General features: G+C 43.7%; 24 protein-coding genes and 1 other annotated feature. Of the genes, 15 read left to right on the forward strand and 9 right to left on the reverse strand.

Annotation, left to right across the window (positions count from 1 at the left end):
* The first annotated feature begins 3 nt into the window (after positions 1 to 3).
* The 8 genes from trmD to Q1A86_RS01945 all read left to right on the forward strand — a co-directional run bounded on the left by trmD (position 4) and on the right by Q1A86_RS01945 (position 8,837).
* Positions 4 to 750, forward strand: coding sequence for a tRNA (guanosine(37)-N1)-methyltransferase TrmD (gene trmD / locus Q1A86_RS01910; protein ID WP_299802143.1), 747 nt, complete (start codon positions 4 to 6; stop codon positions 748 to 750).
* A gap of 36 nt (positions 751 to 786) precedes the next feature.
* Positions 787 to 1,140 (forward strand): 50S ribosomal protein L19, encoded by a 354-nt coding sequence (gene rplS, locus Q1A86_RS01915; RefSeq protein WP_012276214.1) that lies wholly within the window; start codon positions 787 to 789, stop codon positions 1,138 to 1,140.
* A gap of 349 nt (positions 1,141 to 1,489) precedes the next feature.
* Positions 1,490 to 2,581 carry a 3-deoxy-7-phosphoheptulonate synthase gene (locus tag Q1A86_RS01920; RefSeq protein ID WP_299802145.1) on the forward strand — a complete coding sequence of 364 codons (1,092 nt, stop codon included), beginning with the start codon at positions 1,490 to 1,492 and terminating at the stop codon, positions 2,579 to 2,581.
* A 14-nt stretch (positions 2,582 to 2,595) separates the two neighbouring features.
* Positions 2,596 to 3,735: a bifunctional chorismate mutase/prephenate dehydrogenase gene (gene tyrA, locus Q1A86_RS01925; RefSeq protein ID WP_299802147.1), complete on the forward strand. Its 1,140-nt coding sequence runs from the start codon at positions 2,596 to 2,598 to the stop codon at positions 3,733 to 3,735.
* Positions 3,736 to 4,134: 399 nt separating this feature from the next.
* A complete protein-coding gene (gene hcp, locus Q1A86_RS01930) occupies positions 4,135 to 5,799 on the forward strand; it encodes a hydroxylamine reductase (protein WP_299802148.1) in 1,665 nt (554 codons plus the stop codon).
* Positions 5,800 to 5,905: 106 nt separating this feature from the next.
* Entirely contained in the window at positions 5,906 to 7,030 is a 1,125-nt protein-coding gene (locus Q1A86_RS01935; protein ID WP_299802150.1) for a hybrid-cluster NAD(P)-dependent oxidoreductase, read from the forward strand.
* 149 nt (positions 7,031 to 7,179) lie between these two features.
* Positions 7,180 to 7,518, forward strand: a complete 339-nt coding sequence (locus Q1A86_RS01940; RefSeq protein WP_299802151.1) for a hypothetical protein — start codon at positions 7,180 to 7,182, stop codon at positions 7,516 to 7,518.
* A 32-nt stretch (positions 7,519 to 7,550) separates the two neighbouring features.
* Positions 7,551 to 8,837: a sodium:proton antiporter gene (locus Q1A86_RS01945; protein ID WP_299802152.1), complete on the forward strand. Its 1,287-nt coding sequence runs from the start codon at positions 7,551 to 7,553 to the stop codon at positions 8,835 to 8,837.
* Between the two features lie 73 nt (positions 8,838 to 8,910).
* On the opposite strand, the gene pheA is transcribed toward Q1A86_RS01945, so the two are convergent.
* Together pheA and raiA are read right to left on the reverse strand one after the other, a co-directional pair.
* Positions 8,911 to 10,884 (reverse strand): prephenate dehydratase, encoded by a 1,974-nt coding sequence (gene pheA / locus Q1A86_RS01950; RefSeq protein ID WP_299802154.1) that lies wholly within the window; start codon positions 10,882 to 10,884, stop codon positions 8,911 to 8,913.
* A 68-nt stretch (positions 10,885 to 10,952) separates the two neighbouring features.
* Positions 10,953 to 11,071: a sequence feature (Phe leader region), on the reverse strand.
* A gap of 121 nt (positions 11,072 to 11,192) precedes the next feature.
* Entirely contained in the window at positions 11,193 to 11,555 is a 363-nt protein-coding gene (gene raiA, locus Q1A86_RS01955) for a ribosome-associated translation inhibitor RaiA (protein WP_299802155.1), read from the reverse strand.
* 310 nt (positions 11,556 to 11,865) lie between these two features.
* Here raiA and Q1A86_RS01960 point away from each other — a divergent pair, with 310 nt between their 5' ends.
* Positions 11,866 to 12,558: a cytochrome b/b6 domain-containing protein gene (locus Q1A86_RS01960; protein WP_299802156.1), complete on the forward strand. Its 693-nt coding sequence runs from the start codon at positions 11,866 to 11,868 to the stop codon at positions 12,556 to 12,558.
* A 57-nt stretch (positions 12,559 to 12,615) separates the two neighbouring features.
* On the opposite strand, the gene Q1A86_RS01965 is transcribed toward Q1A86_RS01960, so the two are convergent.
* On the reverse strand, positions 12,616 to 13,077 hold the full coding sequence (locus Q1A86_RS01965; RefSeq protein WP_299802157.1) for a cytochrome c: 462 nt from the start codon (positions 13,075 to 13,077) through the stop codon (positions 12,616 to 12,618).
* 249 nt (positions 13,078 to 13,326) lie between these two features.
* Here Q1A86_RS01965 and trpR point away from each other — a divergent pair, with 249 nt between their 5' ends.
* Positions 13,327 to 13,602: a trp operon repressor gene (trpR, locus tag Q1A86_RS01970; RefSeq protein WP_299802158.1), complete on the forward strand. Its 276-nt coding sequence runs from the start codon at positions 13,327 to 13,329 to the stop codon at positions 13,600 to 13,602.
* Between the two features lie 45 nt (positions 13,603 to 13,647).
* Here the strand turns inward: trpR and Q1A86_RS01975 are convergent, their stop codons facing one another.
* Both Q1A86_RS01975 and slyD read right to left on the reverse strand, forming a co-directional pair.
* Positions 13,648 to 14,049: a hypothetical protein gene (locus Q1A86_RS01975; protein ID WP_299802160.1), complete on the reverse strand. Its 402-nt coding sequence runs from the start codon at positions 14,047 to 14,049 to the stop codon at positions 13,648 to 13,650.
* A 149-nt stretch (positions 14,050 to 14,198) separates the two neighbouring features.
* Complete coding sequence (gene slyD / locus Q1A86_RS01980) at positions 14,199 to 14,819, reverse strand: peptidylprolyl isomerase (RefSeq protein WP_299802161.1); 621 nt, start codon at positions 14,817 to 14,819, stop codon at positions 14,199 to 14,201.
* Positions 14,820 to 15,533: 714 nt separating this feature from the next.
* Here slyD and thrA point away from each other — a divergent pair.
* From thrA to Q1A86_RS02000, 4 genes are all read left to right on the forward strand, one after another.
* Positions 15,534 to 17,999: a bifunctional aspartate kinase/homoserine dehydrogenase I gene (gene thrA, locus Q1A86_RS01985; protein ID WP_299802163.1), complete on the forward strand. Its 2,466-nt coding sequence runs from the start codon at positions 15,534 to 15,536 to the stop codon at positions 17,997 to 17,999.
* Positions 17,996 to 18,931 carry a homoserine kinase gene (gene thrB / locus Q1A86_RS01990; protein ID WP_299802164.1) on the forward strand — a complete coding sequence of 312 codons (936 nt, stop codon included), beginning with the start codon at positions 17,996 to 17,998 and terminating at the stop codon, positions 18,929 to 18,931. Before thrA ends, thrB begins: the two co-directional genes overlap by 4 nt.
* 34 nt (positions 18,932 to 18,965) lie before the next feature.
* Positions 18,966 to 20,252: a threonine synthase gene (gene thrC / locus Q1A86_RS01995; RefSeq protein ID WP_299802165.1), complete on the forward strand. Its 1,287-nt coding sequence runs from the start codon at positions 18,966 to 18,968 to the stop codon at positions 20,250 to 20,252.
* A gap of 296 nt (positions 20,253 to 20,548) precedes the next feature.
* Positions 20,549 to 20,824, forward strand: coding sequence for a hypothetical protein (locus Q1A86_RS02000; RefSeq protein ID WP_299802247.1), 276 nt, complete (start codon positions 20,549 to 20,551; stop codon positions 20,822 to 20,824).
* A 78-nt stretch (positions 20,825 to 20,902) separates the two neighbouring features.
* Here the strand turns inward: Q1A86_RS02000 and nfo are convergent, their stop codons facing one another.
* A complete protein-coding gene (gene nfo / locus Q1A86_RS02005) occupies positions 20,903 to 21,757 on the reverse strand; it encodes a deoxyribonuclease IV (protein ID WP_299802166.1) in 855 nt (284 codons plus the stop codon).
* Between the two features lie 237 nt (positions 21,758 to 21,994).
* Between nfo and Q1A86_RS02010 the strand changes: the two genes are divergently transcribed.
* Positions 21,995 to 22,534 (forward strand): hemerythrin domain-containing protein, encoded by a 540-nt coding sequence (locus Q1A86_RS02010; protein ID WP_299802168.1) that lies wholly within the window; start codon positions 21,995 to 21,997, stop codon positions 22,532 to 22,534.
* Between the two features lie 61 nt (positions 22,535 to 22,595).
* Here Q1A86_RS02010 and Q1A86_RS02015 read toward each other — a convergent pair whose 3' ends face one another.
* The 3 genes from Q1A86_RS02015 to tal form a co-directional block, all read right to left on the reverse strand.
* The gene (locus tag Q1A86_RS02015; RefSeq protein ID WP_012154330.1) at positions 22,596 to 22,781 is read right to left on the reverse strand and encodes a DUF3545 family protein; all 186 of its coding nucleotides are present in this window, start codon (positions 22,779 to 22,781) and stop codon (positions 22,596 to 22,598) included.
* 224 nt (positions 22,782 to 23,005) lie between these two features.
* On the reverse strand, positions 23,006 to 24,643 hold the full coding sequence (gene pgi / locus Q1A86_RS02020) for a glucose-6-phosphate isomerase (RefSeq protein WP_299802171.1): 1,638 nt from the start codon (positions 24,641 to 24,643) through the stop codon (positions 23,006 to 23,008).
* A 17-nt stretch (positions 24,644 to 24,660) separates the two neighbouring features.
* Complete coding sequence (gene tal / locus Q1A86_RS02025) at positions 24,661 to 25,617, reverse strand: transaldolase (protein ID WP_299802173.1); 957 nt, start codon at positions 25,615 to 25,617, stop codon at positions 24,661 to 24,663.
* Between the last annotated feature and the right edge of the window lie 181 nt (positions 25,618 to 25,798).

The following is a 25,798-nucleotide window of genomic DNA, read 5'->3' on the forward strand; positions in this document are numbered from 1 at the left end:
CATATGTGGTTAGGGGTAGTAACCCTGTTTCCCGAGATGTTTCGTGCCGTAACAGACTTTGGTGTAACGGGTCGTGCAGTTAGTAAAGGGTTACTAGAGTTGCAAACGTGGAATCCTCGAGATTTCACCCATGATAAACATAAAACTGTGGATGACCGCCCTTATGGTGGTGGCCCAGGAATGTTGATGATGGTGCAGCCTCTACGTGATGCCATCCATGCGGCGAAAGCTGCAGCTGGAAAAGAGGCAAAGGTGATTTACCTTTCTCCTCAAGGCCGTAAGCTGACACAGCAAGGCGTTGAAGAGTTAGCAAAATCATCCAGTTTGGTTTTAGTGTGTGGTCGATACGAAGGTGTTGATGAACGCATTATTCAAACTGAAGTGGACGAAGAGTGGTCGATAGGGGATTACGTGCTTTCGGGCGGTGAACTCCCAGCGATGACTCTGATTGATTCAGTTTCAAGATTGGTTCCTGGCGTACTAGGAAAACAAGCTTCCGCAGAGCAGGATTCCTTCTCTGATGGATTACTGGATTGTCCCCACTATACGCGTCCTGAAAGTTTGGATGGACTGGATGTTCCAGCCGTATTGCTAAGTGGCAACCACGAACATATTAGACGCTGGCGTTTACAGCAAAGCCTAGGTAGGACTTTGTTGAGACGACCAGAATTACTTGAAAATCTAGCTCTGACTGGCGAACAAGAGAAGCTATTAGCCGAATTTGTTGACAACATCAAACAAGATGATTAGTCGAAGCGCAGTTATTACTAGTATGGAGTTTATTTAATGAATAACATCATCAAAATGCTCAACGAAGAGCAAATGAAAACCGACGTACCACAATTTGGTGCCGGTGATACAGTAGTTGTTAAAGTACGTGTTGTAGAAGGCGGTAAAGAGCGTCTACAGGCGTTTGAAGGCGTTGTAATCGCTAAGCGTAACCGCGGCGTTCACTCTGCATTCACAGTACGTAAAATCTCTAATGGTGAAGGTGTTGAGCGTGCGTTCCAGACTCACAGCCCAATCATCTCTAGCATCGAAGTTAAGCGTCGCGGCCGTGTTCGTCGTGCTAAGCTTTACTACCTACGTGATCGTTCAGGCAAGTCTGCACGTATCCGTGAGAAGCTTGCTACTAAGTAATTTAGTACTCGCTAAAAAAAAGATGCAGTGTTCGCACGAGAAACCGCCTATATGGCGGTTTTTTGTTGCCTAAAATAAGTTAAAACTAACAGAGCTGTCTGTTTTGGCTCAAACAGCCACCTCCTCGTTTTGTTCTCTTTCCTTTAGCTTGCACTGCTGGATTAGAATTTTTCATTTATTTAAATTGCACTTGATCTTATATCGCCGAATAGGCATAGTGCTTACAAGGTGTAATGGTGTACCGTTACAATGTTACTTTGGTAGTTTGATTCATATGAGTTGAGACGTTCTTCTGTGTAGAAAAGGTCGTTGACGCGGGAAGCGGATTAGAGATAAGCAGGTGGTTATTATGCAACAAGATACAATTAACAATGTCCATATCAGTTCAGAACAAGTGTTAGTGACTCCAGAAGAGCTAAAGCGTGAATTGCCTCTGTCTAAGCATGCATACCAATATGTACTGAATGCGCGTAAAACTGTATCAGATATCGTGCATAAACGTGATAATCGCGTATTGGTGATCTCAGGCCCTTGCTCTATCCATGATATTGATGCCGCAAAAGAGTACGCGCTTAAGCTTAAGAAGCTACATGATGAACTCGGTGGTCAGTTTTTTGTACTGATGCGTGTTTACTTCGAAAAGCCACGCACTACGGTTGGCTGGAAAGGCATGATCAACGATCCTGATATGGATGAATCGTTCGATGTAGATAAAGGCTTGAGAAAAGCTCGCGAACTGATGATCTGGCTGGCTGAACTTGAACTGCCTGTAGCTACAGAGGCGCTTGATCCTATTAGTCCGCAGTACATGTCAGAGCTTATTACTTGGTCTGCGATTGGTGCACGTACCACAGAGTCGCAAACTCACCGTGAAATGGCATCGGGCCTTTCGATGCCTGTAGGTTTTAAGAACGGTACTGACGGTAAGCTTGGCGTTGCCATTAATGCACTAGAGTCAGCGGCAAGTAGTCATCGCTTTATGGGCATTAACCAACAAGGTCAAGTCGCACTATTGCAAACCGCAGGTAATCCTGACGGGCATGTGATTTTACGTGGCGGCAAAACACCAAATTATGATGCTGAAAGCGTGGCTGAGTGCGAACAGCAACTACATGCTGCAAAGCTTAATGCACGATTGATTGTAGATTGTAGCCATGGCAACTCGTCAAAAGATCATAATAAACAAAAGCCAGTATGCGAAGATGTCTTTAATCAGATAGCGGCGGGCAATAAATCCATCATAGGTGTGATGCTCGAAAGCCACCTCAACGCGGGTAAGCAGAGTAGTGATTTACCTATGGATAAATTAGCCTACGGTGTATCGGTAACCGATGCCTGCATTGATTGGGCGACGACAGAAGCCTTATTACGGACAGGTGCTAGCGAGTTAGCATCGGTATTAGCGACAAGATTTGATATGCTCAAAGTAGCAAACGGCTGATGGAAGAAAGATTGATGAATGAGAAGAGTACAGCAGAGCTTGAAAACCTCAGAGGCTTGATTGACGGAGTCGATCAGCAATTACTGCATCTACTAAGAAAGCGTCTAGATCTTGTTGCACAGGTTGGTGCAGTAAAGCACGGTGCAGGCTTACCTATTTACGCGCCGCAGCGCGAAGCTAACATGTTAGCTAAAAGGCGTGAAGAAGCCAAAGCGATGAATGTGGCGCCGCAACTGATTGAAGACATTTTACGTCGCCTTATGCGTGAGTCCTATCTCAATGAAAAGGATGTGGGCTTTAAACAAGTCAAAGCTGACTTAGGCCATGTGGTGATTGTGGGTGGTGAAGGTAAGCTCGGTGGTTTGTTCTCACAAATGCTAACGCTTTCCGGTTACCAAGTGAAGACCCTCGATAAAGATGATTGGGTAAACAGCGAAAGCATCTTCGATGGTGCAGGTTTAGTCATTGTCACAGTACCAATTAATATTACCTGTGAATTAATTGCCGAGAAACTAACAAACTTACCTAAAAATTGCATCTTGGCTGATTTAACATCCATTAAGGGCGCGCCAGTTGAAGCAATGCTTACCGCGCATTCAGGCCCAGTGCTCGGCTTACACCCTATGTTTGGTCCCGATGTTGGCAGCTTAGCCAAACAAGTGGTTGTGGTGTGTCATGGCCGTGATAGCGATGCTTACCAATGGCTAATTGAGCAGATTGAAATCTGGGGCGCTCGCATTGTTGAAGCCGAGCCAAGCAAACACGATAAAGCCATGCAGTTAGTGCAAGCGATGCGACACTTCTCCTCATTTGTATATGGCTTAAACCTATACAAAGAAGAAGCCGATATTGAGTCATTACTGCAATTTAGTTCGCCAATTTATCGTTTAGAGCTGGCGATGGTAGGGCGCCTATTTGCCCAAAGCCCTGAGCTATACGCCGATATTATCTTTGCTCAAGAGGAAAGCTTAGTCGCAATTAGTGATTACCTAGACAATTACTCTCAGGCGTTATCTATTTTAAAGTCTGGCAATCGTGATGCCTTCGTGGCTCAGTTTGCAGAAGTGTCTCGCTGGTTTGGTGACTTTGCGCCACAGTTCCAAAGAGAGAGTCGGGCGATGTTGCAATCAGTTAATGATATGAAAACGGGCTAATAATAACGGCTAAGGTTAGCACTGGTTGTTAGAACCAGTTTTCAGCAGAATTAGTACATATGACAAAAGGCGCTTAGGCGCCTTTTTTGTGTTTTGCTTATTAAATCACGCTGCTTTTGATAATGGTTATCAGTACCGAATTATTTCACCTCTGGCAGAGCTTTTTTAACTATTAGCGGTTTCAATATTATCTGTTATTAGGGTTAACTATTGATAATAAGTGCTTTTATATCTTACTTACCCCACTTTTAAAGTATTTATTAGTGAACACTTAAAGTGATCTCTTTCATAGTTTCAGCCTTTAATCATAGAAAGTCCTTTTGCAAATTCTCAAGAAGCGTAGACTAACCTTAAAACATGCAAATAAAATGCATGATATAAAATATAGGAGTTAGTGTCGTGTTTTGTATTCAATGTGAGCAAACAATTAGAACACCTGCGGGTAACGGCTGTAGCTATACCCAAGGTATGTGCGGTAAGTCTTCAGATACTTCAGATTTACAAGATCTTCTTATCTATATTCTACAAGGTGTATCGTCTTACGCGGCGCTTGCTCGCGAAGTCGGCATCATCGACCATGAAATCGATACATTCGTACCTAAAGCATTTTTTGCAACCTTAACTAACGTTAACTTCGATGATGAACGCATCATTGCGTACACGACTCAAGCTGAAACCTTCCGTAATCGCTTAAAAGCGGCTTATGAAGCTAAGTGCAGTGAACTAAACATTGAAGCCAAACCAATGAATGCACCTATGCAATTGGTACTGGGTGCCACTAAGCCTGAAATGTTGACTCAAGCGCTTCAGGCTGTGCCTAACCGTGGTAAAGATGAAGTGCATGAAGATATCATGGGTTTACGTCTACTGTGCTTGTATGGCCTTAAGGGCGCCGCAGCCTATATGGAACATGCTCGCGTACTTGAGCAAACAAGTGATGAAGTTGCCGGTGAGTTTCACCAGATCATGGCGTTCTTGGGCGAAGATTCTGTTGATGCAGATAAGCTATTTAATACTGCCATGCAGATTGGTCAGCTTAACTACCGAGTAATGGCGATGCTAGATGAAGGTGAAACTCATGCCTTTGGTCACCCAGAGCCAACGCAAGTGAACACTAAGTCAGTAAAAGGTAAGGCTATCTTAGTGTCTGGTCATGACATGAAGGATCTTGAGCTAATTCTTGAGCAAACCGAGGGGAAGGGCATTAACGTTTACACTCACGGTGAAATGCTACCTGCTCTTGCTTACCCTGAACTTAAGAAATATCCACACTTAGTCGGTAACTACGGCAGCGCATGGCAGAATCAGCAAAAAGAGTTTGCCACATTCCCAGGCGCAGTTGTAATGACATCTAACTGTATCATCGACCCAAATGTTGGTGATTACTCAGATCGTATTTTCACCCGTAGTATCGTTGGTTGGCCTGGTGTAACGCACATCATTGGCGAAGACTTCAGTGAAGTGATTGCTAAAGCTGAATCTTTAGAAGGCTTTATTTATGATGAGATCCCCCATCTAATCACCATAGGTTTTGCCCGTAATGCGTTAATGGCTGCGGCGCCTACCGTAATTGAAAATGTGAAGAGTGGTGCAATCAAGCATTTCTTCTTGGTAGGGGGCTGTGACGGTGATAAGCAAGAGCGTGGTTACTTTACTGATATTGCGACTCAGGCACCGGCTGACTCCGTTATTCTAACCCTTGGTTGCGGTAAGTATAAGTTCAACAAACTTGAGTTTGGTGACATCAACGGGATCCCACGTCTATTAGATATCGGTCAGTGTAATGATGCCTATTCAGCCATTCAGTTAGCTATTGCATTGTCAGAGGCCTTTGAGTGTGACATCAATGAATTGCCACTGACCTTAGTGCTTTCTTGGTTTGAGCAAAAAGCGATTGTAGTACTGCTAACGCTATTATCACTTGGGGTGAAGGACATTATGACTGGCCCAACGGCACCAGCGTTCTTAACACCTAACTTAGCTAAGGTGCTTGAAGAGAAGTTTGGTCTTCGTAACACCACAACTGTTGAAGCAGACTTAAACCGCATCCTTAATGTGGCGTAACTGCAAGGTTATTGGTGATAAGTAAGTTGAAAATGGCCACCAATGTGTGGCCATTTTTAATTTTAAAGTTAACAGGCTTAGTTTGATAGGTAGGTATCGCGTGAATATGGCAATGAATAAGCAAGCTTCAAATTTGGAATCATTTTCAGCACAGCAATGGCAATCGGGTGAGCATCAACTGGTTTGTGTTGAGAAGTGGAATGAAACCCATGATGTAATGAGTTTTCGCTTTCAAGGCACTACACCCGTTAAGTTTCACTTTAAACCGGGGCAGTTTTTAACTCTGTTACTTGAGATTAATGGCCAGAAAATCGCACGGAGTTACACCATTAGCTCATCACCCTCTCGCCCATATTCTATCGTGCTGACTATCAAACGTATTGAAGGCGGCAAGGTGTCGAACTACTTAGCAGATAACCTTGAAGTCGGTCATATGGTGCGAGCACTTGGTCCTGATGGCGCATTTAACCTTGTTGATATCCCTGCTGATAAGTACCTATTTTTAAGTGCTGGCTGTGGTATTACTCCTATGTTTTCAATGTCGCGCTGGTTAACCGATACCGAAATGGGTCCGGATATAAGCTTCCTGCACAGCGCAAAGTCTAATAAAGATCTGATTTTTGAATCAACCATTGCACAAATGGCCGAGCGCAGTAGCGAATTCAAGCTTAACTATATTTTAGAAGAGCTTGGCATTTTTGCTAATGTTGGAATAAGCGGTAAGTTTACCGACAAGCAAGCAGGGCGCTTAAATGCTGAAAACCTAGCTCGCCTAGTGCCTGACTTTAAAACGCGTACCGTGTTTGTCTGTGGGCCTGAGCCATACATGAATGCCGTTAAAGCATTACTTGAATCGTTAGATTTTGATATGTCGCAGTTTCATCAAGAAAGCTTTGGTAGCTTTAAAGGTGATAGTGCCGAGCTAAGTGCAGCGAAAGAGCAAAATACCAATACTGGCGATCATTTAGCTGCCAATGGCTTTATGCTCAGTATCGGCGATAAAAGCCGTAACTTGGCTGCTGAGCAAACGGTATTGGACGGTATTGAGGCCGAGGGGTTACCGATTATTGCTGCATGTCGTTCAGGTGTTTGCGGCGCATGTAAATGTAAGGTTGTTGAAGGTGAAGTCGAGTCATCAAGTCAAATGGCATTAACGCCAGATGAGATAGCTCAAGGATATGTACTTGCTTGCTCAACAAAATTAAAGTCAGATGTGACACTAGAGTTATAGTTGTATTTTCGCTAAATAGGCGATGACATTAGTATTAAAATTTGAAATAAACCAGATGTGAAAGTTGCACAACTCACAATGAGAACGTAAGGTTAAAGGCAGGCCGCGATGGAATTGCGCCTGTCTTTTATCTTTCTACGGAGTGGCGCATGGCATCAACATTACATTCTCAACCGCTAGCATTAGAAGACAGGAGCCTTGCTCACCTTCTGTACGGGCTTATGGCCTGCTTTCCACTTTTTCTGGTTCCCGCAGCGCTCAGCCTGCTCATTAATATCTACCAGCCACAACAAGATTCAAATAGCACTATGGCAGTGCATCTGCGTTGGCAGCGCTGGTCTATCGTCGGTCTGTTTACTGTTATTCTCGTAGGTTATCTAGCTAGCCCGCAGTGGCTCAGCACAACACTTTATGTTGCTGGTGCTGTGTGGTTTGCTGGCCGTGTGTTTAAAGGCTGGCTCAGCTTAATTGAAGGCCGCAGTATTTAATCTTTTCTATAACTTTCAATCGAGACTAGCTTGTGACCAGTTACGAAATCCTCTGCCTGTTATCTGCACTCTCTCTCGCTATTTCACTTATCTCTTCACGTTTACACCGTTGGCAACAAACGATCACCATTACCGCATTAGCTTTAGGCTTAAGTTTAGTTATTTTAATTGCAGGTAAAATTTTTGGAGTGGAACTCTATTCCACTTTAGTGACCGATTTAGAGCAACTCGATTTTAAAGCCTTACTACTCAACGGAATGTTAGGTTTCTTGTTGTTTGCAGGGGCTTTGCAGATAAAGCTCAATGTCCTCAAACAACAGAGGTGGGAAATTTTTGTTCTGGCCTTTGTTGGCACTTTGCTCTCCACCGTCATTATCGGCGGTTTGCTATATGTACTTTCCGGCTTCTTAGAGCTACAGCTCAACTTTAGTTACTGCCTGTTGTTTGGTGCGTTAATATCTCCTACAGACCCTATCGCAGTATTGGCAATCATTAAACAGCTTGGTGCACCTGAGGACATTGCTATTCAGGTTGAGGGGGAGTCACTGTTTAACGATGGTATCGGCTTAGTTATTTTTGTCGCCATCTCTCAGGTGGCGTTTTCAACCGAGCCGTTAACCTTTGCTAGCGTCACCGAGTTATTTATTCGTGAGGCTATTGGTGGTGTGATCTATGGCGGGGTATTGGCGGCGGTTTTACACGGTATGCTGCATCTATCGGAGGAGCGAACTCAATATTTATTAATGACATTACTGGTACCGAGTGCCGGTTATGTGGTTGCTGATATGCTTGGCGTCTCAGGGCCTTTAGCTATGGTAACTTCGGGGATCATTATCGGCAATGTGAGCGTGCCTAGATTACTTAAAGAGTCTGAGTGGGCGCACCTTGATAGCTTTTGGTTATTGATAGAATCTTTCTTCAACTCACTACTCTTCCTACTATTAGGGCTCTTACTGTTACTGATCCACTTTGACGTAGAACTATGGTGGTTTATGTTGCTTTCTGTACCAATTGTGCTCATTGGGCGAACTATCAGTATTTACTTGCCTTACATGGGGTTCAGGCGCTTTAGGCGTTACAACTCATACGCTGAGAAGATCTTGGTATGGGGTGGGTTACGAGGGGGATTAGCACTTGCGATGGCGATGAGTTTACCGACGGGGGTATTGATTATATCTGGTAGCAATATTGATTTGCGTGAACTACTTATGGTGATGACGTATGCGGTAGTGGTGTTTTCTATACTCGTTCAAGGAACCACAATTCCAAGCCTAATTGATAAAAGTAACGCTGAGCATGCTGCTCAGCGTAACCCTTAATCTGCACTCATTTTCGCCAGCTCGCAATTACCTGCTCTCACTCATCCTTGTTGCAGGTAATGAAGAATGTCGGCTAGTGGTACAAGTTACCTAATACCGCTTTAACGAGCTCGCCTGGGTGACCTTGACCAGCAGTATCTATCGCGCTTAGATTCATCATGACACCGTCACCTTTAAGCTGCTTAATGGCTTTAGCAAATGTAGCTAGCTGATCGGCATCAATGGCATAACTAGGGTTAACAACAACCGGTAAGTGACTCAGCGCTTTTAGCTCAACCAATGCAGCCAAATCTAGCGATGGTTTACCTGAATTGTTTAGTGTGGTTACGCCTGACTCACAAAGTATAAGTTGCTGATTGCCTTGGCTGAGAACTTCTTCAGCGGCATTAAGCAAGTCATCTACACTGGCCATAGCATTCCGCTCTAAAATCACAGGAACCAGCAAACTACCGAGTTGACTTAGTATGGCTTGGTTATACATCAAATTGCCTGCAAGCATCACCACATCGGCAAATTGGATTGCCATGCTTAAATCTGTTTCGTGTTCAATGGCTAACACACAAACGAGATTAAATTGGTTCAAAGCATGCTTAAACTTCTCTATCGAGCTAATAAGATCACTTTGTTGACTCAAGCCCTGAATAACCACGGCTTGGAATCCAGACTCCTTAAGCTCTTTTGCCATTTGTTCAAATTGCAGCAGATCAAGTGGCAGTTGCACCTGAGCTATAGCGCCTAGATTACCATCGCCGAGGCTAAGTTGGCCGCAAATCACTTGAGTTGATTTACTCTTGTACTGCTTACTGACGCGCATCTGTTTACTCGGCGGAGTAGCGGTAACTGTGGTCGACTTAGAAGTATCAGGCTCTATCATTAATTGGCTATTGCTGAGCTGAGTGGGTTTAACTGTTTCACATGGGTAGCAGCCAAGCACCTTGATAAAGCGCGTGGTTTTCTCCAGCTCTTTTAGCGCTGCTTGCATTGGCTCACTAGAGAGGTTCGCGTCAATATCTAAGTAGAACATCTCCTCCCAAGGAGTCCCTGGAATAGGGCGAGATTCCAGCTTGCTCATATTCAGGTTACGGGCTTTAAGTACCAGTAAGGCCTCAACCAATGCGCCTGGCTTTTGTCCTGTAGCCATAATCAAGGTGCACTTTGCTGGTAATTGTGACGGCACTTCGACTGCTTTTCTTGCTACAACAATAAAGCGACTTTGGTTGATTTTTTGATTGGCTAAACCTGTTTCAACGGCTTCCAATTGATATAGAGCGCCACCTTCAGCGCTGCCGATTGCAGCAACGCTGTTATCATTGGCATTACAGACCATTTCCATTGCTTCGGCGCTGCTAGAGCAATACTCGAGTTTAAACTCGCCGTGTTGACTCAGGTAGCGGCTGCACTGACTTATTGGCTGCGGGTGTGCGTAAACGGTTTTGATATCATTAATAGTGCTGCCGCTATTTGCTAATAAACAATGGCCAACCTCGATAGTTGTCTCACCTACGATGGCAAGGCTTGTATGTTGCAATACATCATAAACTTCGTTGATTGAGCCTGAAGAGGTATTTTCAATTGGTAGGAAGCCGTAATCTGCATGTCCGGACTCGACGGCTTGCACTATCTCATCAAAACTTTGACAGCCGAGATCTTGCATTTTTACTTGGCGTCGATCGCAGTAGCGGCTGGCGGCTAGGTAAGAGTATGAGCCTCTGGCACCAAGGTATGCGATGCAATATTGCTGCAATTGTGTTTCTGGATTTGCGCGGCCGTGCAGATAGGCTTGTTGATTCAGTACAGAGTCTTCGATAATGCTTTGATAAAGAGAGATCACATAGTGGGCATCTAGACCTTGCTCTCGGCCTTGTTTCACCAAGCGTGATAACAACTCTTTCTCGCGGACCGTATCGCGTATAGGTCTGACATCTACTTCTTTACTGCGGGCAACATCCAAACTTAATTCACGGCGCTTAGCAAGCAGGGCCAGTAGTTCATTGTCGAGGCTAGTGATCTGCTCTCGAGTGTGATTTAAGGGTTGTGGTTTACTCATCTTAGCCTCTGAATCAATTTCTAATATCCGTAGCGACAAGCATGAAAAGCCTCGCTTATCTTTGCTGATATAAAAAAGCCTCCCATGTGGGAGGCTTTGGAATTTTTACTTTCGTTTTTACACCAAAGTTCCGCCTCCGAGGGTGGGGGACATAAAAAAGAAAGTAAAAAGTATAGTATGGATTTTGCTCATGGAATTAAAACTAAAGGGGTGGAACCAGAGTGTCAATCAAAACTTGGTCTAATTGAGTTTTTTGCATAAAAAAGCGCACCCGAAGGTGCGCTTTGCGTGTAAATTTAACAATGATATCAAGCTGCGTATTCCTCCTCTAAGTTATCATCAAAGTCGTCATCAATGGCATCATCTTCTATTTTAAGTGTTGCGTGACGTTGACTCTCTGGTTTATGAGTCAGGCGATTTAGCTGTTTCTCCAGCTTTTGTCCCATTGCATTAATTGCTGCGTAAAGGTCGTCATGTTTCGCCTGGGCAAATAACTTGGCACTTGGTATGCCCACAGAAGCTTCAATCTTAAACCCTTGCTTCTCCTGTTCAATAATAACGTGTGGATTAATTAGCTGTACATCGTGTCTTGCTAATTTTTCTAATCTGGCTTCAATACGTTCGCGGATAGATTCAGTAACTTCGAAATGCTTGCTAGTAATCTTTATCATATATCGAACCTTTTGTTGTTTCCTTGAGTTCAGACTACCAATCTCAGGTAGGAAAGTCGTGATCTAAATCACGTTTTATAGGCTCTTTTAGACTGTTCGGCTTTTATTTGATCACTTAGACAAATATAGCCAATAATTGGCCAAATTTCCTTGAAAACCGATAAAAAGCAGGTCATATTGGATTGGATAAGTTAGCTCTATTTTTAGTTTTTCCGCAAAAAAATCTGTGTTAATAAGCTCATAGCCCTATCGTAATTCCCCCTTTATAATGGTCAGCCTAAGATAAATTAATTTTAAAGAGTGGCTGAACATGGAACAAAATTTAGTCAAAGTTAAGGTTTGGGATATTCCAACACGGATTTTCCATTGGGGCATGTTGTGTCTGCTAGGTGGATTATGGTGGACAGCAGATGCCGGGGAGATGGAGTGGCATCAGATTTTGGCTTATGCTCTGATGGTGCTAGTTGCCGTTAGACTGATCTGGGGCATCATCGGCAGTGATACTGCACGCTTTAGTCATTTTGTTCATTCACCTAAAACGGTGATTAACTATCTTGGTAAAACTCGGCGGGAGGGGATTTCTTCATCAATAGGCCATAATCCGGTTGGCGGTTATATGGTGATCACCCTGATTACACTGATTTGTGTTCAGCTTATTAGTGGCTTATTTGCAACCGATGAAATTTTTACTGAAGGGCCACTGTATTCTTTCGTAAGCTCAGATACTGCAAGTTGGTTAACTTGGTTACATAAAAAGAATTTTGATCTCATTTTAGTCTTAGCCACAGTGCACGTATTTGCGGTTGGAGTGCATATGATGAAAGGTGACAAAATTTTAGGTGCAATGTTTAGTGGCTATAAGAAGCTACCAAAATCTAAGCTTGTCGAAAGTAATATAGAAGAGCTCACATTCGCATCATTCTTTAAAGCAATTGTGTTAGCCATGGTTGTGGGTGTACTGGTGGTGAACTACTTGATGTTACCCGTTATCGAGATGCTGTAGTTCTCGCAAAAGAAAAAGCCTGTTGTGAAACAGGCTTTATTAACTCTTTAACAAGACTTAGTCTTTCTTGTAAACGTCATGGCAGCCTTTACAGCTTTTACCCGTGTTGCCAAAAGCTTTTTTAATCTCTTTTTTGTCGCCTTTAGTTGCTGCAAGAGCAAGAATCGCGGCATTTTCTTGGAATGTTTTCATCTTTGCGTCAAAGTCAGCTTTATCGCTCCAGATTTTAGATAAGGCTTCAGTGTCACCTTTATCTGAACCAGCAACAAACCCTTCTAAAGGCAGCTTTGAAAGTGCAGCTACATTTTCAGCGCGCACAGCAAAAACGTCTGCATTGTATTCTTTCTTACCTTTTAGCATTGCGCCCATATCGCCAAAGTTATAAGCGATCATACTAAATGCTGATTGGCGGTAATGGATGGCATCATCAGCTTCTTTAAAGTTATTTGCCTGTACGCTTGTGGCTAACGTTGCTGTTGCAAGTAGTGCGCTAAGGCTCATGATTAATGTCTTTGTCATATTGAATCTCACGTTTTTATTATGTTGTGTGAACTTAGTCGGCTCATTGTAGCCAAATTTATCCTACTGACTCCAATCGTTTTTTACTTTCGTTACGCTTAGTTACAAATGACTGTTTTGGTAGCTTGATTCTGGAAAAGCTAATAGAACCTGTAACTATGTATGCGAGGCCTGATTCTTGTTACACTTACCGTAATGACGCACTAGTACGTGATTGTTGTTTATTTGTGGTTGTAAATAGGAGTTGGAATGCGAGCAGAGTGGGATTCAGTTTTAGAGAAAGTCTTATTACAGCAAGATCTACAGAATTTAATCGTATTATTTGAGCTATTGCTTACAGAAGAAGAGCGCAGTGCCGTTGCAGGTAGGCTAAAGGTTTTTCAAACCCTATTACAAGGTGAGATGAGTCAGCGCCAAATTGCTCAAGAATACCAGATAAGTATCGCGACCATTACTCGCTGCTCCAACTATCTTAAGCACATGAGTTTGCAGCAAAGAGAAAGTGTTAAGCAGTTAATCTTATAAGGGTTAGCTGCTTAAATTAGGTTTCTAAAAAGTCTATTCTATTCACTATCGACGCTGGGTGTTAGCGACACCTTGTATCAACTGTGCGGTGACGGTTTTGTGTTTGCGGTACATGGCGCGGCTGATAACAATGTATAGCGCGTAGCTTATTAACACTATGCTAAACACTGGAGCGAGTTTTGAGTCGAGCTTTAACAGCAATAGCGCAGCGAGTATGTATATATACGGTATGTGTTCGTAGATAAATGCTGGCAATAGCCCTTTTCTTCGGCGCTTTTTAGGATCGGTACGGCGGTTAATTGAGCGTAATGCATAGACTCGACTTCCCATGAGAAATAATAGAATAGAGAACAGTTGGGCATAGGTTTGCTCAAGCATCATGACACTGATACTACCGATAGCTAAATAAGTGTAGGGTAGGGCTTCGTAAACAGGTTTAGATAACATTTGCAGTTCCTTTGCAAAAGAGGATACCAAGCAGCTCCGCTGCTGAACTTCGAATTAATCGCTAACAACTGCAGTGTAGAGCAAAAAAAAGCCCGCTTCACTCTAATCGGTGAAACGGGCTTAAATTCATTCTAAAGAACTAGAAGGATTTAGTGTCTGCAGCCACAGCCGCCATTGCCGTCACAGCCTTCTTTAGCTTCTTTTGTTTCGTCGTCACTACAGCAACCACCTTCATGGCCGTGATCGTGTCCGCCGCCACAACAGCCGCCTTCATGAGAGTGACCATGGCTACCACATCCACCGCCATGAGCGTGAATATGACCGTGAGCAATCTCTTCTTCTGTTGCTGCGCGTACTTCAAGTACTTCAACGTTGAAGGCTAGAGACTGGCCTGCAAGAGGGTGGTTACCGTCAACAACAACGACATCGTCTTTAACTTCTGTCACTTGAACTGGGCGTTGGCCCATTTCAGTTTCTGCGATAAAGCGCATACCTGGAACGATATCTTCGATGTCGCCAAATGCTGACATTGGTACTTCTTGACGAAGACCGTCATGATATGGACCGTAGCCTTGCTCTGCATCAACTGTTACATCAAGGATGTCACCTTGTGCTTTGCCTTCAAGCGCTGCTTCTAAGCCTGGGATCATGTTTTCTGCACCATGCAGATAGATCATTGGCTCGCCTTCAAAAGAACTTTCTACAAGCTGACCTTTCGCATCTGATAATCGGTAATGGATGCTAACAGCACATTTTTCGGTGATTTTCATATTGGCTCCAATCGGAAATTTGCGCGCATTCTAGCCTGCTTTAAAGGGATTTGCGATAGAAGGAATGCACTTCTGCTACCTAAGCCACATCTTTGATTTCGGTAAATAGCGCTGACTCGAACAAGTTTTGCTTTTGATATCGATTTTTATTGGTTATTGGCAATTTAATCCAGATACGAGATTAAGTTAAAACAGGTTACTTTATTTGAGTGAATTTGTTGAGAATGTCGGCTTGATGGCTGTTTTGATGTGAGCCAATGACTATATTCAAATTGCTACTTGGAGACGACTGTTTTGTGGTTTTTACTTATTAATTATTAATGAGTTACATCTTGTTGGTGTTTTTGTTTACGTAAACGTTACTTGGTTTTTCGCATGTAACTGACTCGGTGGAAGATCATAAATAGGTATTTATGAGCACTTTGTCTTGAGATTTTGATTGTAAGCTTATTAATAACATTAAACTTGTATTTAGGGGTTGACACTCACGGGTGAAAAAGGCAATTCTGTTAGTACACAAATTATTCCATTTGGATAACTACAAATTTTTATGTTTAGCCACGTTTTAATGATCACCACCATTATTACAACCACCACGATTACCAACGTGGGGGCGGGCTAAGCACAACCTGATATAAGTAAAATATCAAGCCCGCTCCCCCTAAAGGAGCGGGCTTTTTTGTTTCTTAGGTGGCGCGGTAAAAGGAGTTTTTGATGAAAGTTATGAAGTTTGGTGGTACCTCGCTTGCTAATTGGCAGCGTTTTAAAGGCGCTGCAGAGATTGTTAACCAGTCAGCAAAACTAGAACCAACTGCTGTGGTTCTGTCCGCGCCTGCTACGGTCACAAATGGCCTGATTGAGATGGTTGAGGTTGCTATCAATGGTGGCGATTACCGCGCCGTGTTAGCCAAGGTTGAGAAGGTCTTTGACGATTTGTATGGTGCTGCTGCGGTAAGTTTAAACCCGGAGCAAAACGCACTTTTACTCGAAAAATTCAAGCAACAGCTTGGCTTTTGGCAGAGTAAACTTGAAGGAATGAGTTTACTGGGTGAATGCCCAGAAAGTGTTGAAGCGCAGATTTTAGTTGGCGGAGAGAAGCTGTCTTCTGCATTAATGGTCGAGGTCATAAAATCCTTTAACCATAGTGCTGAACTATTACTACCAGAGTCTTTACTATTAGGCTACGGGCCACGTCTTGAGTCTGCAGTGGATATTGAAGCCAGTAAACTCCGCTTTAACGCTGTGGATTTATTAGCAGCAAGGGTTTGGGTAATGCCTGGTTTTACTGCCGGCGATGCCCAAGGCAATATCGTGACACTTGGACGTAACGGCTCTGATTATTCTGCAGCGGTATTATCGGCTTGTATTGGTGCAAGTTGTTGTGAGATCTGGACCGATGTCGACGGTGTCTATAATACCGACCCAAGAGTCGTTGCCGACGCAAAACTGCTATCTCAGCTGAGTTATCAAGAAGCGATGGAAGTTTCATATTTTGGGGCTAAGGTTTTACACCCTAAGACTGTGGCCCCGATCGCTCAGTATCATATTCCTTGTTATATCCGTAATACCTTTAATCCAGAAGCCGTGGGCACTTTAGTATCGGATCAACCAGATGAAACTGGTCTGCATGTAAAAGCGATTTCCAATCTCGATGACCAAACAATGTTTGATGTGTCAGGCCCAGGCATGAAGGGGATGGTCGGCATGGCGAGTCGCACACTCGGCGCCATTTCTCGCTCGGGGGTTTCGGTATCTTTAATTACCCAGAGCTCATCTGAATATAGCATCAGTTTCTGTGTTGCCACTGAAGATGCGATAAAGGCTAAGTTTGCTCTAGAGCAAGAGTTTGAGCTTGAGCTAAAAAGTGAGATTTTAGAGCCTGTCGAGATGCGTCATAACTTAGCGATTGTATCCTTGATTGGCGATGGTATGCGCACTCATAAAGGCGTAGCGGCAAAGTTTTTCCAAGCGCTTGCTCAGGCAACGGTTAATATTGTTGCGATTGCCCAGGGCTCTTCAGAGCGTTCAATTTCAGCGGTGGTTGAGCAGCGTAAGACTAAGCATGCTATCTCGGCCTGCCATCAATCATTCTTCGATGTTCAGCACTATTTAGATGTCTTCCTTGTTGGTTGCGGCAACGTGGGTGCCGGTTTGCTTGAACAGATAAAGCTGCAACGCAGAATGTTAAAAGAGCAGCATATTGCTATTCGTGTCTGCGGCATAGTTAACTCTAAAAAGATGTTGTTAGATGCTCAAGGTGTCGACTTAGCTAATTGGCAAGGGTTATTGGCCGATTGTGAACAAGAGGTCGATCTTGATGCCATGCTCAAATGGGCAAAAGAGCAGCAATTACTCAACCCTGTGCTGGTGGATTGCACCTCGAGTGAACTGGTCTCCAACAAGTATCTCGATGTGATGAATGCTGGTCTACACGTGGTGACGCCTAATAAGAAGGCTAATACTCGCGATATGGCTTATTACCAAGACTTGAGAAAAACAGCGCTTCAGCAGCGTCGACAGTTCTTGTATGAGACAACGGTTGGTGCCGGTTTACCTGTCATCGATAACCTGAAGAAGCTACTGTTTGCAGGTGATAAGTTGCTGCGTTTTAACGGCATCTTGTCGGGAAGTCTGTCATATATCTTCGGTATGCTAGATGAAGGTATGACACTGTCTCAAGCAACCTCAATCGCCAGAGACAAGTGTTTCACAGAGCCAGATCCTCGTGATGACTTAAGCGGTATGGACGTGGCGCGTAAGGTGCTTATTCTTGCAAGAGAAGTCGGCATGGATCTTGAACTCAGTGATATTCATGTTGAGTCTGTACTTCCTGAGTCATTTGACGCCTCTGGTGATGTTGAACAGTTTATGGCTAATTTGCCTGCTTTAGATTCTGCTGTAGCTCAACGTATCGAGGCGGCTAAGGCGCAAGGAAAGGTATTGCGTTATGTCGGCCAGATTGATGATGAGGGCTGTAAAGTTAAAATTGCCGAAGTCGATGCAAGTGATCCGCTATACAGTGTAAAAGGCGGTGAGAACGCACTGGCTTTCTACAGTCGCTACTATCAGCCAATCCCATTTGTGCTTAGAGGTTATGGCGCTGGTACCGATGTAACTGCTGCAGGGGCATTTGCCGATATATTACGTACTTTAAACTGGACTCGTGAGGTTGGCGTATGAGCGTAACTATTTATGCCCCAGCGTCTATGGGCAATGTAGGCGTAGGCTTTGACTTACTCGGTGCAGCGTTAGCCCCTATCGATGGCAGTTTGCTAGGTGATAGGGTAAGGGTTGAATCTGCCGAGCAAGGGCTATCACTGGTTCTTGAAGGTCACTGGGCGAGCAAGCTGCCACAAGATGAGCGAGAAAATATTGTTTATCAATGTGCGGAGTTTTTCTTAAGTCATCTAGATCAAGATGTGGGCCTTAAGTTGACCCTTGAGAAGAACTTGCCTGTAGGCAGTGGACTCGGCTCGAGTGCAAGTTCTGTGGTTGCCGCCTTGGCTGCTTTGAACGACTTCTTCGATAAGGCTTTCTCTGAGCAAGACCTGCTACGTTTAATGGGCGAATTTGAAGGCAAGATCAGTGGTTCAATTCATTATGATAATGTCGCGCCTTGCTATTTAGGTGGTATGCAGTTGATGCTAGATACCCCTAAGACAGTTTGCGAAGCTATCCCAGATTTTAAACAATGGTACTGGGTCGTGGCGTATCCAGGGATCTCCCTATCGACCTCTAGAATGCGTCAGTTGATGCCGAATGAGTTTGATAAACAGACCACCATTGATTTTGGGCGTTACTTAAGTGCATTTGTGCATGCTTCATATAAGCAAGATGCTGAGCTCGCGATTTCGGTATTGAAGGATGTGTTGGCCGAACCTTATCGTGCGCCGGAAATTCCAAATTATCAAAAGGCGAAAGCTGCTTTAGCCCAATTAGGCATGCTAACAACAGGGATCTCTGGCAGTGGCCCCACGCTGTTTAGTATTACCGACGATCTTGATGTGGCCAAACAAGCGCAGCAATGGCTGGACGCGAACTATGTTGAGTCTGGAAAAGGCTTCACTCATATTTGCAGAATCGATAATCAAGGGACTCGTCGAGTCGATTAAGCCTCTTAATAAACAGAATTTTAAGGAAGTCGTCATGGAGTTGTATAATCTAAAGCATCCATCTCAGGTGGTGAGTTTTACACAAGCGGTTAAGTTAGGCCTTGGAAAGGACAGGGGCTTATTCTTCCCGAAAGTCATCCCAGAGTTGCAAGATGTGGATAGCTTATTGGCATTGCCATTCGTTGAGAGAAGTAAAAAAGTCATTGGTGCTTGGTTAGCATCAGAGCTTGGTCAAGATACCGTCGATAGATTGGTAGAGCGTGCCTTTAATTTTGAGCTTCCTTTAGTAAAGGCGGATACTAATCTTTATAGCCTAGAGCTATTTCATGGGCCAACCCTTGCCTTTAAGGATTTTGGCGCACGCTTTATGGCGCAATGTTTAAATGAGTTGGCAAAGTCGGAGAAGATTAACATCCTCACAGCTACCTCCGGTGATACTGGCGCTGCGGTAGCTGATGCCTTCTATGGCTTAGACAATATCAATGTGGTTGTCTTATATCCTAAAGGCAAGATAAGCGTGCTGCAGGAAAAGATGTTCACCACTTTAGGGGATAATATTCATACGGTAGCGGTAGAGTCTGACTTTGATGCGTGCCAAAGCCTAGTGAAGCAATCTTTTGAAGATCTGGATATTCGAGATGGCTTGCACCTAAACTCGGCAAACTCAATCAATATTAGCCGATTACTAGCTCAGATCTGTTATTACTTCGAGGCCGTTGCTCAATTTAAACAGCACAATGAAGGCGAGCCTGTCATTGCAGTCCCGAGTGGAAACTTCGGCAACTTAACTGCGGGTCTATTTGCTAAGGCGATGGGGCTACCTGTAAAACGTTTTGTGGCTGCAACAAACAGCAACGATACCGTACCTCGCTATTTAGATAGCGGTGATTGGCAGCCTGAAGTCACTGTTGCCACTATGTCTAATGCTATGGATGTGGCAGAGCCGAGCAATTGGCCACGTGTAGAGGCAATCGTTGAGGCGATGGACTGGTCATTAGCTGATATCATTGGACTAGGAGTCTCTGAGGCTGATACTGCAGAGTCTGTAAAAGCCTTGAACAGTGCTGGATATTTGTCTGAGCCCCATGCGGCCATTGCTGCCCTAGCATTAAAGCAAACCATGTCTGCAGATGAGAAAGGCATTTTCTTAGCGACAGCGCACCCTGCAAAATTTAATGAGGTGGTGGAAGATATTCTCAATATTGATCTTGCTCTACCAGAACCTTTAGCCCAGGTTGTGCCAAAGAAAATTTTATCGGCAGAGTTACCAGCCGATTTTGGCTTATTAAAACAGCATCTCTTTAAGGTGTTAGCCGACTAAAGTTACTATAAAAGTAGCCATAAACATCGCTACAAACGATAGTCATTACCTAAATAAGGAAGCTGTTAATGCTTCCTTTTTTTTGTTGGTTAATTGTGGGTATTCATTTAAATATACACTTGTATTTGCTCATGCATTTCATGGGGTTGACACTTGATGTTAGTTTTTAACATTTGATACCAAATGTGCAGTCCAAACCTAGTGCTGTGTGATATGTATCACAATTATTGACTAGGAATTTTTATATCTTGCGCCGCAGATTTTAAAAGGCGGGAGTCATTGTGTTACGTTTTGTCATGGGTGTTCTATTAGTAAGCCTATTAAATGGCTGTGCAACAGAAGATTTTGAGCTGTACCATCGAATTAACGAGGCCTATGACTTTGAGGTGACACACTGCGATAGCTTTGCGATGGTCACGGGCTTTGGCCGTGGCGATAATGCATTAGCCGATGCCAGATTAAGTGCCATTAAGCAGGGCGAGGAGCTTAAAGGCACTCATATCGTATGGTTGCAATCTGACTTAGGTGAACCAACAAAAGTGGTCGCAGTGATCTATAAGTGTTTGCTCTAGTCCGTTAGCGCTGCCTTATACCAATCAGCATCAAGATTTGGTCGGTCTGAGTCGATCAACTTCTTATACTGATTGGTATTACTGTTTTGCAAGGTAGCGTAACCAGTTAATCTCCTCTTGCCAGATCTCTGGTCGTACCGTCTCTAAAATGAGCGGGATCCCCTTTACCGCCTCTAACTTCATTAGGCTGGCAAACGCCTCTTGGCCAATTTCGCCTTGTCCTAAAGATTCATGACGGTCAACTCGGCTGTTTAGCGGCGTCTTACTATCATTCAGATGCATAGCCTTTAGGTATCGATTGCCGACGATGTTATCAAATAGCTCAAAAGTCTGCTCACAGCTGGCTTGAGTTCGAATATCATAGCCTGCAGCAAATAGGTGACAGGTATCGATACAGACACCGACTCTCGATTTATCCTCAACCCCATCGATAATTTGCGCTAGTTGCTCGAAGCTATGGCCAAGGTTTGAGCCTTGACCTGCGGTATTCTCGATAACAGCGGTCACACTAGATGTACGTTCCAAGGCTAAATTAATCGATTCACTAATATTGGCTAAGCAGGTGTCGATTGGAATTTTACGCAAATGGCTACCTGGATGAAAATTGAGCAGCTTCAATCCAATCTCTTCACAGCGCTGCATCTCATCATAAAAGGCTTCTCGTGATTTATTGAGTAACTCAGGATCGGGGTGGCCAAGGTTTATAAGGTAGCTGTCATGGGGCAAAATAGCCTCAAAAGCAATGTCGGCTTCGACACAATGCTGCTGAAACAGCGCTACCTGCTTAGGATCTAATGGGGCTGCTTGCCATCTACGTTGGTTTTTAGTGAATAGGGCAAAAGCATTTGCGCCAATTGCTGCCGCGTTAAGGGGCGCATTTGCTATGCCTCCAGCCGAGCTGACATGTGCTCCAATAAGGTGAGGGACGTGCATTTTTATGTATCCTTGTGAGCCTAAGTTTCTTTTTTGACTATTATGCCATGCTAGATTAACCCTGTAGTGGCCATATTTATTTTTAGTCAGTCCAATATCTACAAGCTCTTGTTAGTTATTCCAAAATTCGTTGATCTCTATCATTAACCCCATAGTAAGCAGCTTGTTATATTGGGCGTTATTTATACGGTTTACTAATATAAAAGATAGTGGGTGCGAATTAGGATGGAGATGACTATGCTAGCGAGACTCATGCACGACCATAAGCATATTGCTATTTTGCTTAAGGTTTTAAAGGCTAAATATACGAAGTTGGCCGCAGGTGAAGCGATAAACTATAACGTGGTACGAGATATAGTGGAATATATGCAAAGTTACGCTGAGCATAGCCACCATCCATTAGAAGAAGTTATCTCAGAGTTTTACTGGACCAAACTTGGCCGATCACACATTAATGAAAAGCTAACTTCTGAGCACTTAAAATTAGGTGAAGCCTCAACTTCTCTCATGGCGACATTAAACCTGATTTTAAATGATATTGTGGTATCGAAAGAGCAACTGGTTGCCGATCTAGAAAGTTATGTACGGATGCAGCAGTCCCATATGGAATATGAAGAGTCAACGGTATTTCCCAAGTGGAATGAAGTCATTACCGATGAAGATTGGAAAAAAGTCGCGGTTCTGTGCGACGCGCGTTTGATTGACGATCCTTTGTTTAATGAAAATGATAGAGCGTTATTTGAAGAGCTAAGGGAATACTTAGAAACCGCAGATTAGCTAATCGCAAGTTTTAACAAAAACTAAAAAAGAGCGCTTCAGCGCTCTTTTTGTTTTGTTATCACATCAGGAGGGTATCTAGCTCGCCACTGAAATTATTATCCATTTCTTGAAGCTCCTTAAGTAAGCGGTGCTTCTCTTTTAGAGCTTCAATCTCACGCCACTTCCGCTTTTTATTGGAGCTTCTTGAGCGGCTTGGCTTTTCTACTATACTATCTAGCGCACTACCATAATCGAGTCGATTCATGGCAACCTCCTGTTTTTTATTTTGTCTTCAATTTAATAGCATGATTTTTGCTCATGTTGCAACTAATATGTTTCAAAAATGTTAATTCAGGGTGAAGTTTTAATGTTTTAGTTTAAGCGAGTGGAGGTTGAATATGAATGTGTTTCAAGTTGTAGCGGAATACTCAGCTACTGGAAAACAAAAAAGCCAGTAGAAACTGGCTTTTTTAGGGTAAAACAATCGGCTTAGATATTTCCCTGTCTAAATAGGTTAATTAATCCATTGCTCGATGAGTCGAGCTCTTTGGCGTCAACATCAGCGACTAGGCGTTCGAGCACATCATTGCCTAGTTGCTTGCCCAGCTCTACACCCCATTGGTCGAAAGAATTTATCTGCCAAATAGCGCCCTGAACAAAGGTTCTGTGCTCATAAAGGGCAATAAGTGAACCTAAGGTCGACGGTGTTAGCTTGTCCATCAAGATAGTATTACTTGGCTTATTACCCGGCATCACTTTGTGCTGAGCGATAAGCTGCTTCTGCTCTTCACCCAGATCACTTTTCTTAAGCTCTGCTAATGCCTCATCGAATGTTCTTCCCTGCATCAATGCTTGGGTTTGACCAAAGCAGTTTGAAGCAAGTTGTACATGATGTTCACCCACTGGGTTGTGGCTATTGAGTGGCATGATAAAGTCAGCAGGAACAAGTGCAGTACCTTGATGCAGTAGCTGGTGGTATGCATGTTGTCCGTTGGTGCCTTCACCTCCCCAAATAATTGGACCTGTGCTGTAATCAACATCAGTACCGTTTAGGGTGACAGATTTACCATTACTTTCCATATCGAGTTGTTGGAAGTAAGCAGGTAGCCCTCTCAGGTAATGATCATAGGTCAGCACGACATGAGACTGTGCATTGAAAAAGTTGCCATACCAAAGCGAGAACATACCCATAATCACCGGCATATTGTTCTCTAATGGGGTGTTGGCAAAATGTTCATCCATCTCATGAGCGCCAGCCAATAACGCTTTGAAGTTATCCATACCGATTAGCAGAGCGATAGGTAAGCCAATAGCAGACCATAATGAGTAGCGGCCACCAACCCAGTCCCACATTGGGAAGATGTTGCTGGCATCGATACCAAACTCTGTTGCCTTAGAGACGTTCGAACTTACGGCGACAAAATGTTTTGCCACATCAGACTGCGAAGCGCCTTGGCTTAAAAACCACTCTTTAGCGGTTAGGGTATTAGTGAGGGTTTCTTGTGTGCCGAAAGACTTAGAAGACATCACAAACAGGGTGGTTTGTGGATCGAGCCCTTTGAGCTTTTCAGTGATAGAAGTACCGTCTACGTTTGCCACAAAGTGACAATTTAGCTCTCCCGTCCAGTAAGGGCGCAGGGCTTGAGAAACGATTTTAGGGCCCAAGAAGGAGCCGCCAATACCAATACTCACCACATCGGTAATAGTTTTACCTGTGTAACCTTTCCACTGACCAGAAGTCAGAGACTCGACGAACTCACCCATTTTTGCCAATGTCTGCTGAACTTCGGCGACAATATTATTGCCATCGACATTAATGACTTTGTTAGCAGGGGCACGCAGGGCCGTGTGCAATACTGCACGATGCTCTGTATTGTTTATCGCCTGTCCTGCAAACATGGCCTTTATTTTCGATTCAAGCTGAGAGTCTTTGGCTAAATTAAACAGTAATGACATTGTCTCTTGTGAGGCACGATTTTTAGAGAAATCTAAAAATAGGCCACATGCTTGAGTCGACATATTACTGAAGCGTTCAGGTTCAGAAGAAAAGAGTTCGCGCATATGAGGAAGCGATTTACTGTGCTTCTCAAGTGCCTGCCAGCTAGCTTGTTGAGTGAGTTCTGTCATTGTCTTGTCCTATTCCGTTAAGACGAAAGCTTTTCTTTAAGCATAACTTCAAGCTTGCCCTGATCGATGGCGAAGTTACGAATACCTTCGGCTAGCTTTTCTACTGCCATTGGGTCTTCGTTAAACTCCCAACGGAACTGGGCTTCAGTCATGCTAGCTTCTGGTGCAATCACTTCGGTTGCTGGTAGTAGCTTCTGTACGATAGGAGTCTTGCTATTTTGTAGCTCTTCCAATAGTGCAGGGCCGATGGTTAGTCTGTCACAACCTGCAAGTTCAATGATCTCGCCTGTGTTACGGAAGCTTGCGCCCATAACAACAGTATTAAAACCATGACGTTTGTAGTAGTCGTAGATACTCGTTACTGATACGACACCTGGGTCTTCAGCGGCGCTGTATTCAAGACCTGTGTCTTTCTTGTACCAGTCAAGGATACGACCAACGAAAGGAGAGATTAGGTAAACCCCTGCTTCTGCACATGCTCGTGCCTGAGCGAAGCTAAATAGCAAGGTTAAGTTACAGTTAATCCCTTCTTGCTCAAGTTGCTTAGCTGCACAAATTCCTTCCCAAGTAGACGCTAGCTTAATAAGGATACGAGACTTGTCGATCCCAGCTGCTTGGTAAAGGTTGATAAGCTTGTGGGCTTTTGCAATAGAGCCTTCTTTATCGAATGAAAGGCGGGCATCGACTTCAGTTGAAATGCGACCCGGAACAATTTTTAAGATCTCAAGACCAATATTGACAGCAAGTTTATCACCTGCATCTTCAATCTGTTGCGCTAGTACGTCACTCTGGCCTTTGGCCCAGTCGATGGCGTTTTCAATCAGTGCGCTGTATTCAGGAATTTCAGATGCTTTTAAAATAAGAGAGGGGTTGGTCGTGGCGTCTTCTGGCTGGTAACGTTTTATGGCTTCAATATCACCGGTATCGGCAACAATTGTTGTATAAGCTTTAAGTTGTTCTAATGTGTTGGCCATGGGTTTTACATCCTTACTCTATGAGCAGCATCGATTGGACAATAAATTTAGCAGCTATTAAAAGCCATTTTAATGAACATTCCAACTATATATGAAAAAAAATTACATAAAAGTTGCTAAAAGTCATTTTAAAGGCTCTATTTAGTAATCTAACTACGTGTTCTAGTTTACTGCTGCGGCT

The organism is uncultured Shewanella sp. (genome assembly GCF_947497935.1).
Classification (GTDB): domain Bacteria; phylum Pseudomonadota; class Gammaproteobacteria; order Enterobacterales; family Shewanellaceae; genus Shewanella.

Coding starts and splice junctions, on each gene's coding strand:
- thrA (WP_299802163.1), top strand. CDS start 15,534: ATGAAAGTTATGAAGTTTGGTGGTACCTCGCTTGCTAATTGGCAGCGT.
- tal (WP_299802173.1), bottom strand. CDS start 25,617: ATGGCCAACACATTAGAACAACTTAAAGCTTATACAACAATTGTTGCC.
- Q1A86_RS01920 (WP_299802145.1), top strand. CDS start 1,490: ATGCAACAAGATACAATTAACAATGTCCATATCAGTTCAGAACAAGTG.
- pgi (WP_299802171.1), bottom strand. CDS start 24,643: ATGACAGAACTCACTCAACAAGCTAGCTGGCAGGCACTTGAGAAGCAC.
- thrB (WP_299802164.1), top strand. CDS start 17,996: ATGAGCGTAACTATTTATGCCCCAGCGTCTATGGGCAATGTAGGCGTA.
- pheA (WP_299802154.1), bottom strand. CDS start 10,884: ATGAGTAAACCACAACCCTTAAATCACACTCGAGAGCAGATCACTAGC.
- nfo (WP_299802166.1), bottom strand. CDS start 21,757: ATGCACGTCCCTCACCTTATTGGAGCACATGTCAGCTCGGCTGGAGGC.
- Q1A86_RS01965 (WP_299802157.1), bottom strand. CDS start 13,077: ATGACAAAGACATTAATCATGAGCCTTAGCGCACTACTTGCAACAGCA.
- Q1A86_RS01935 (WP_299802150.1), top strand. CDS start 5,906: ATGGCAATGAATAAGCAAGCTTCAAATTTGGAATCATTTTCAGCACAG.
- slyD (WP_299802161.1), bottom strand. CDS start 14,819: ATGAAAATCACCGAAAAATGTGCTGTTAGCATCCATTACCGATTATCA.
- trmD (WP_299802143.1), top strand. CDS start 4: ATGTGGTTAGGGGTAGTAACCCTGTTTCCCGAGATGTTTCGTGCCGTA.
- trpR (WP_299802158.1), top strand. CDS start 13,327: ATGCGAGCAGAGTGGGATTCAGTTTTAGAGAAAGTCTTATTACAGCAA.
- tyrA (WP_299802147.1), top strand. CDS start 2,596: ATGAATGAGAAGAGTACAGCAGAGCTTGAAAACCTCAGAGGCTTGATT.
- Q1A86_RS01960 (WP_299802156.1), top strand. CDS start 11,866: ATGGAACAAAATTTAGTCAAAGTTAAGGTTTGGGATATTCCAACACGG.
- thrC (WP_299802165.1), top strand. CDS start 18,966: ATGGAGTTGTATAATCTAAAGCATCCATCTCAGGTGGTGAGTTTTACA.
- Q1A86_RS02015 (WP_012154330.1), bottom strand. CDS start 22,781: ATGAATCGACTCGATTATGGTAGTGCGCTAGATAGTATAGTAGAAAAG.
- Q1A86_RS01940 (WP_299802151.1), top strand. CDS start 7,180: ATGGCATCAACATTACATTCTCAACCGCTAGCATTAGAAGACAGGAGC.
- Q1A86_RS02010 (WP_299802168.1), top strand. CDS start 21,995: ATGCTAGCGAGACTCATGCACGACCATAAGCATATTGCTATTTTGCTT.
- rplS (WP_012276214.1), top strand. CDS start 787: ATGAATAACATCATCAAAATGCTCAACGAAGAGCAAATGAAAACCGAC.
- Q1A86_RS02000 (WP_299802247.1), top strand. CDS start 20,549: ATGGGTGTTCTATTAGTAAGCCTATTAAATGGCTGTGCAACAGAAGAT.
- Q1A86_RS01975 (WP_299802160.1), bottom strand. CDS start 14,049: ATGTTATCTAAACCTGTTTACGAAGCCCTACCCTACACTTATTTAGCT.
- raiA (WP_299802155.1), bottom strand. CDS start 11,555: ATGATAAAGATTACTAGCAAGCATTTCGAAGTTACTGAATCTATCCGC.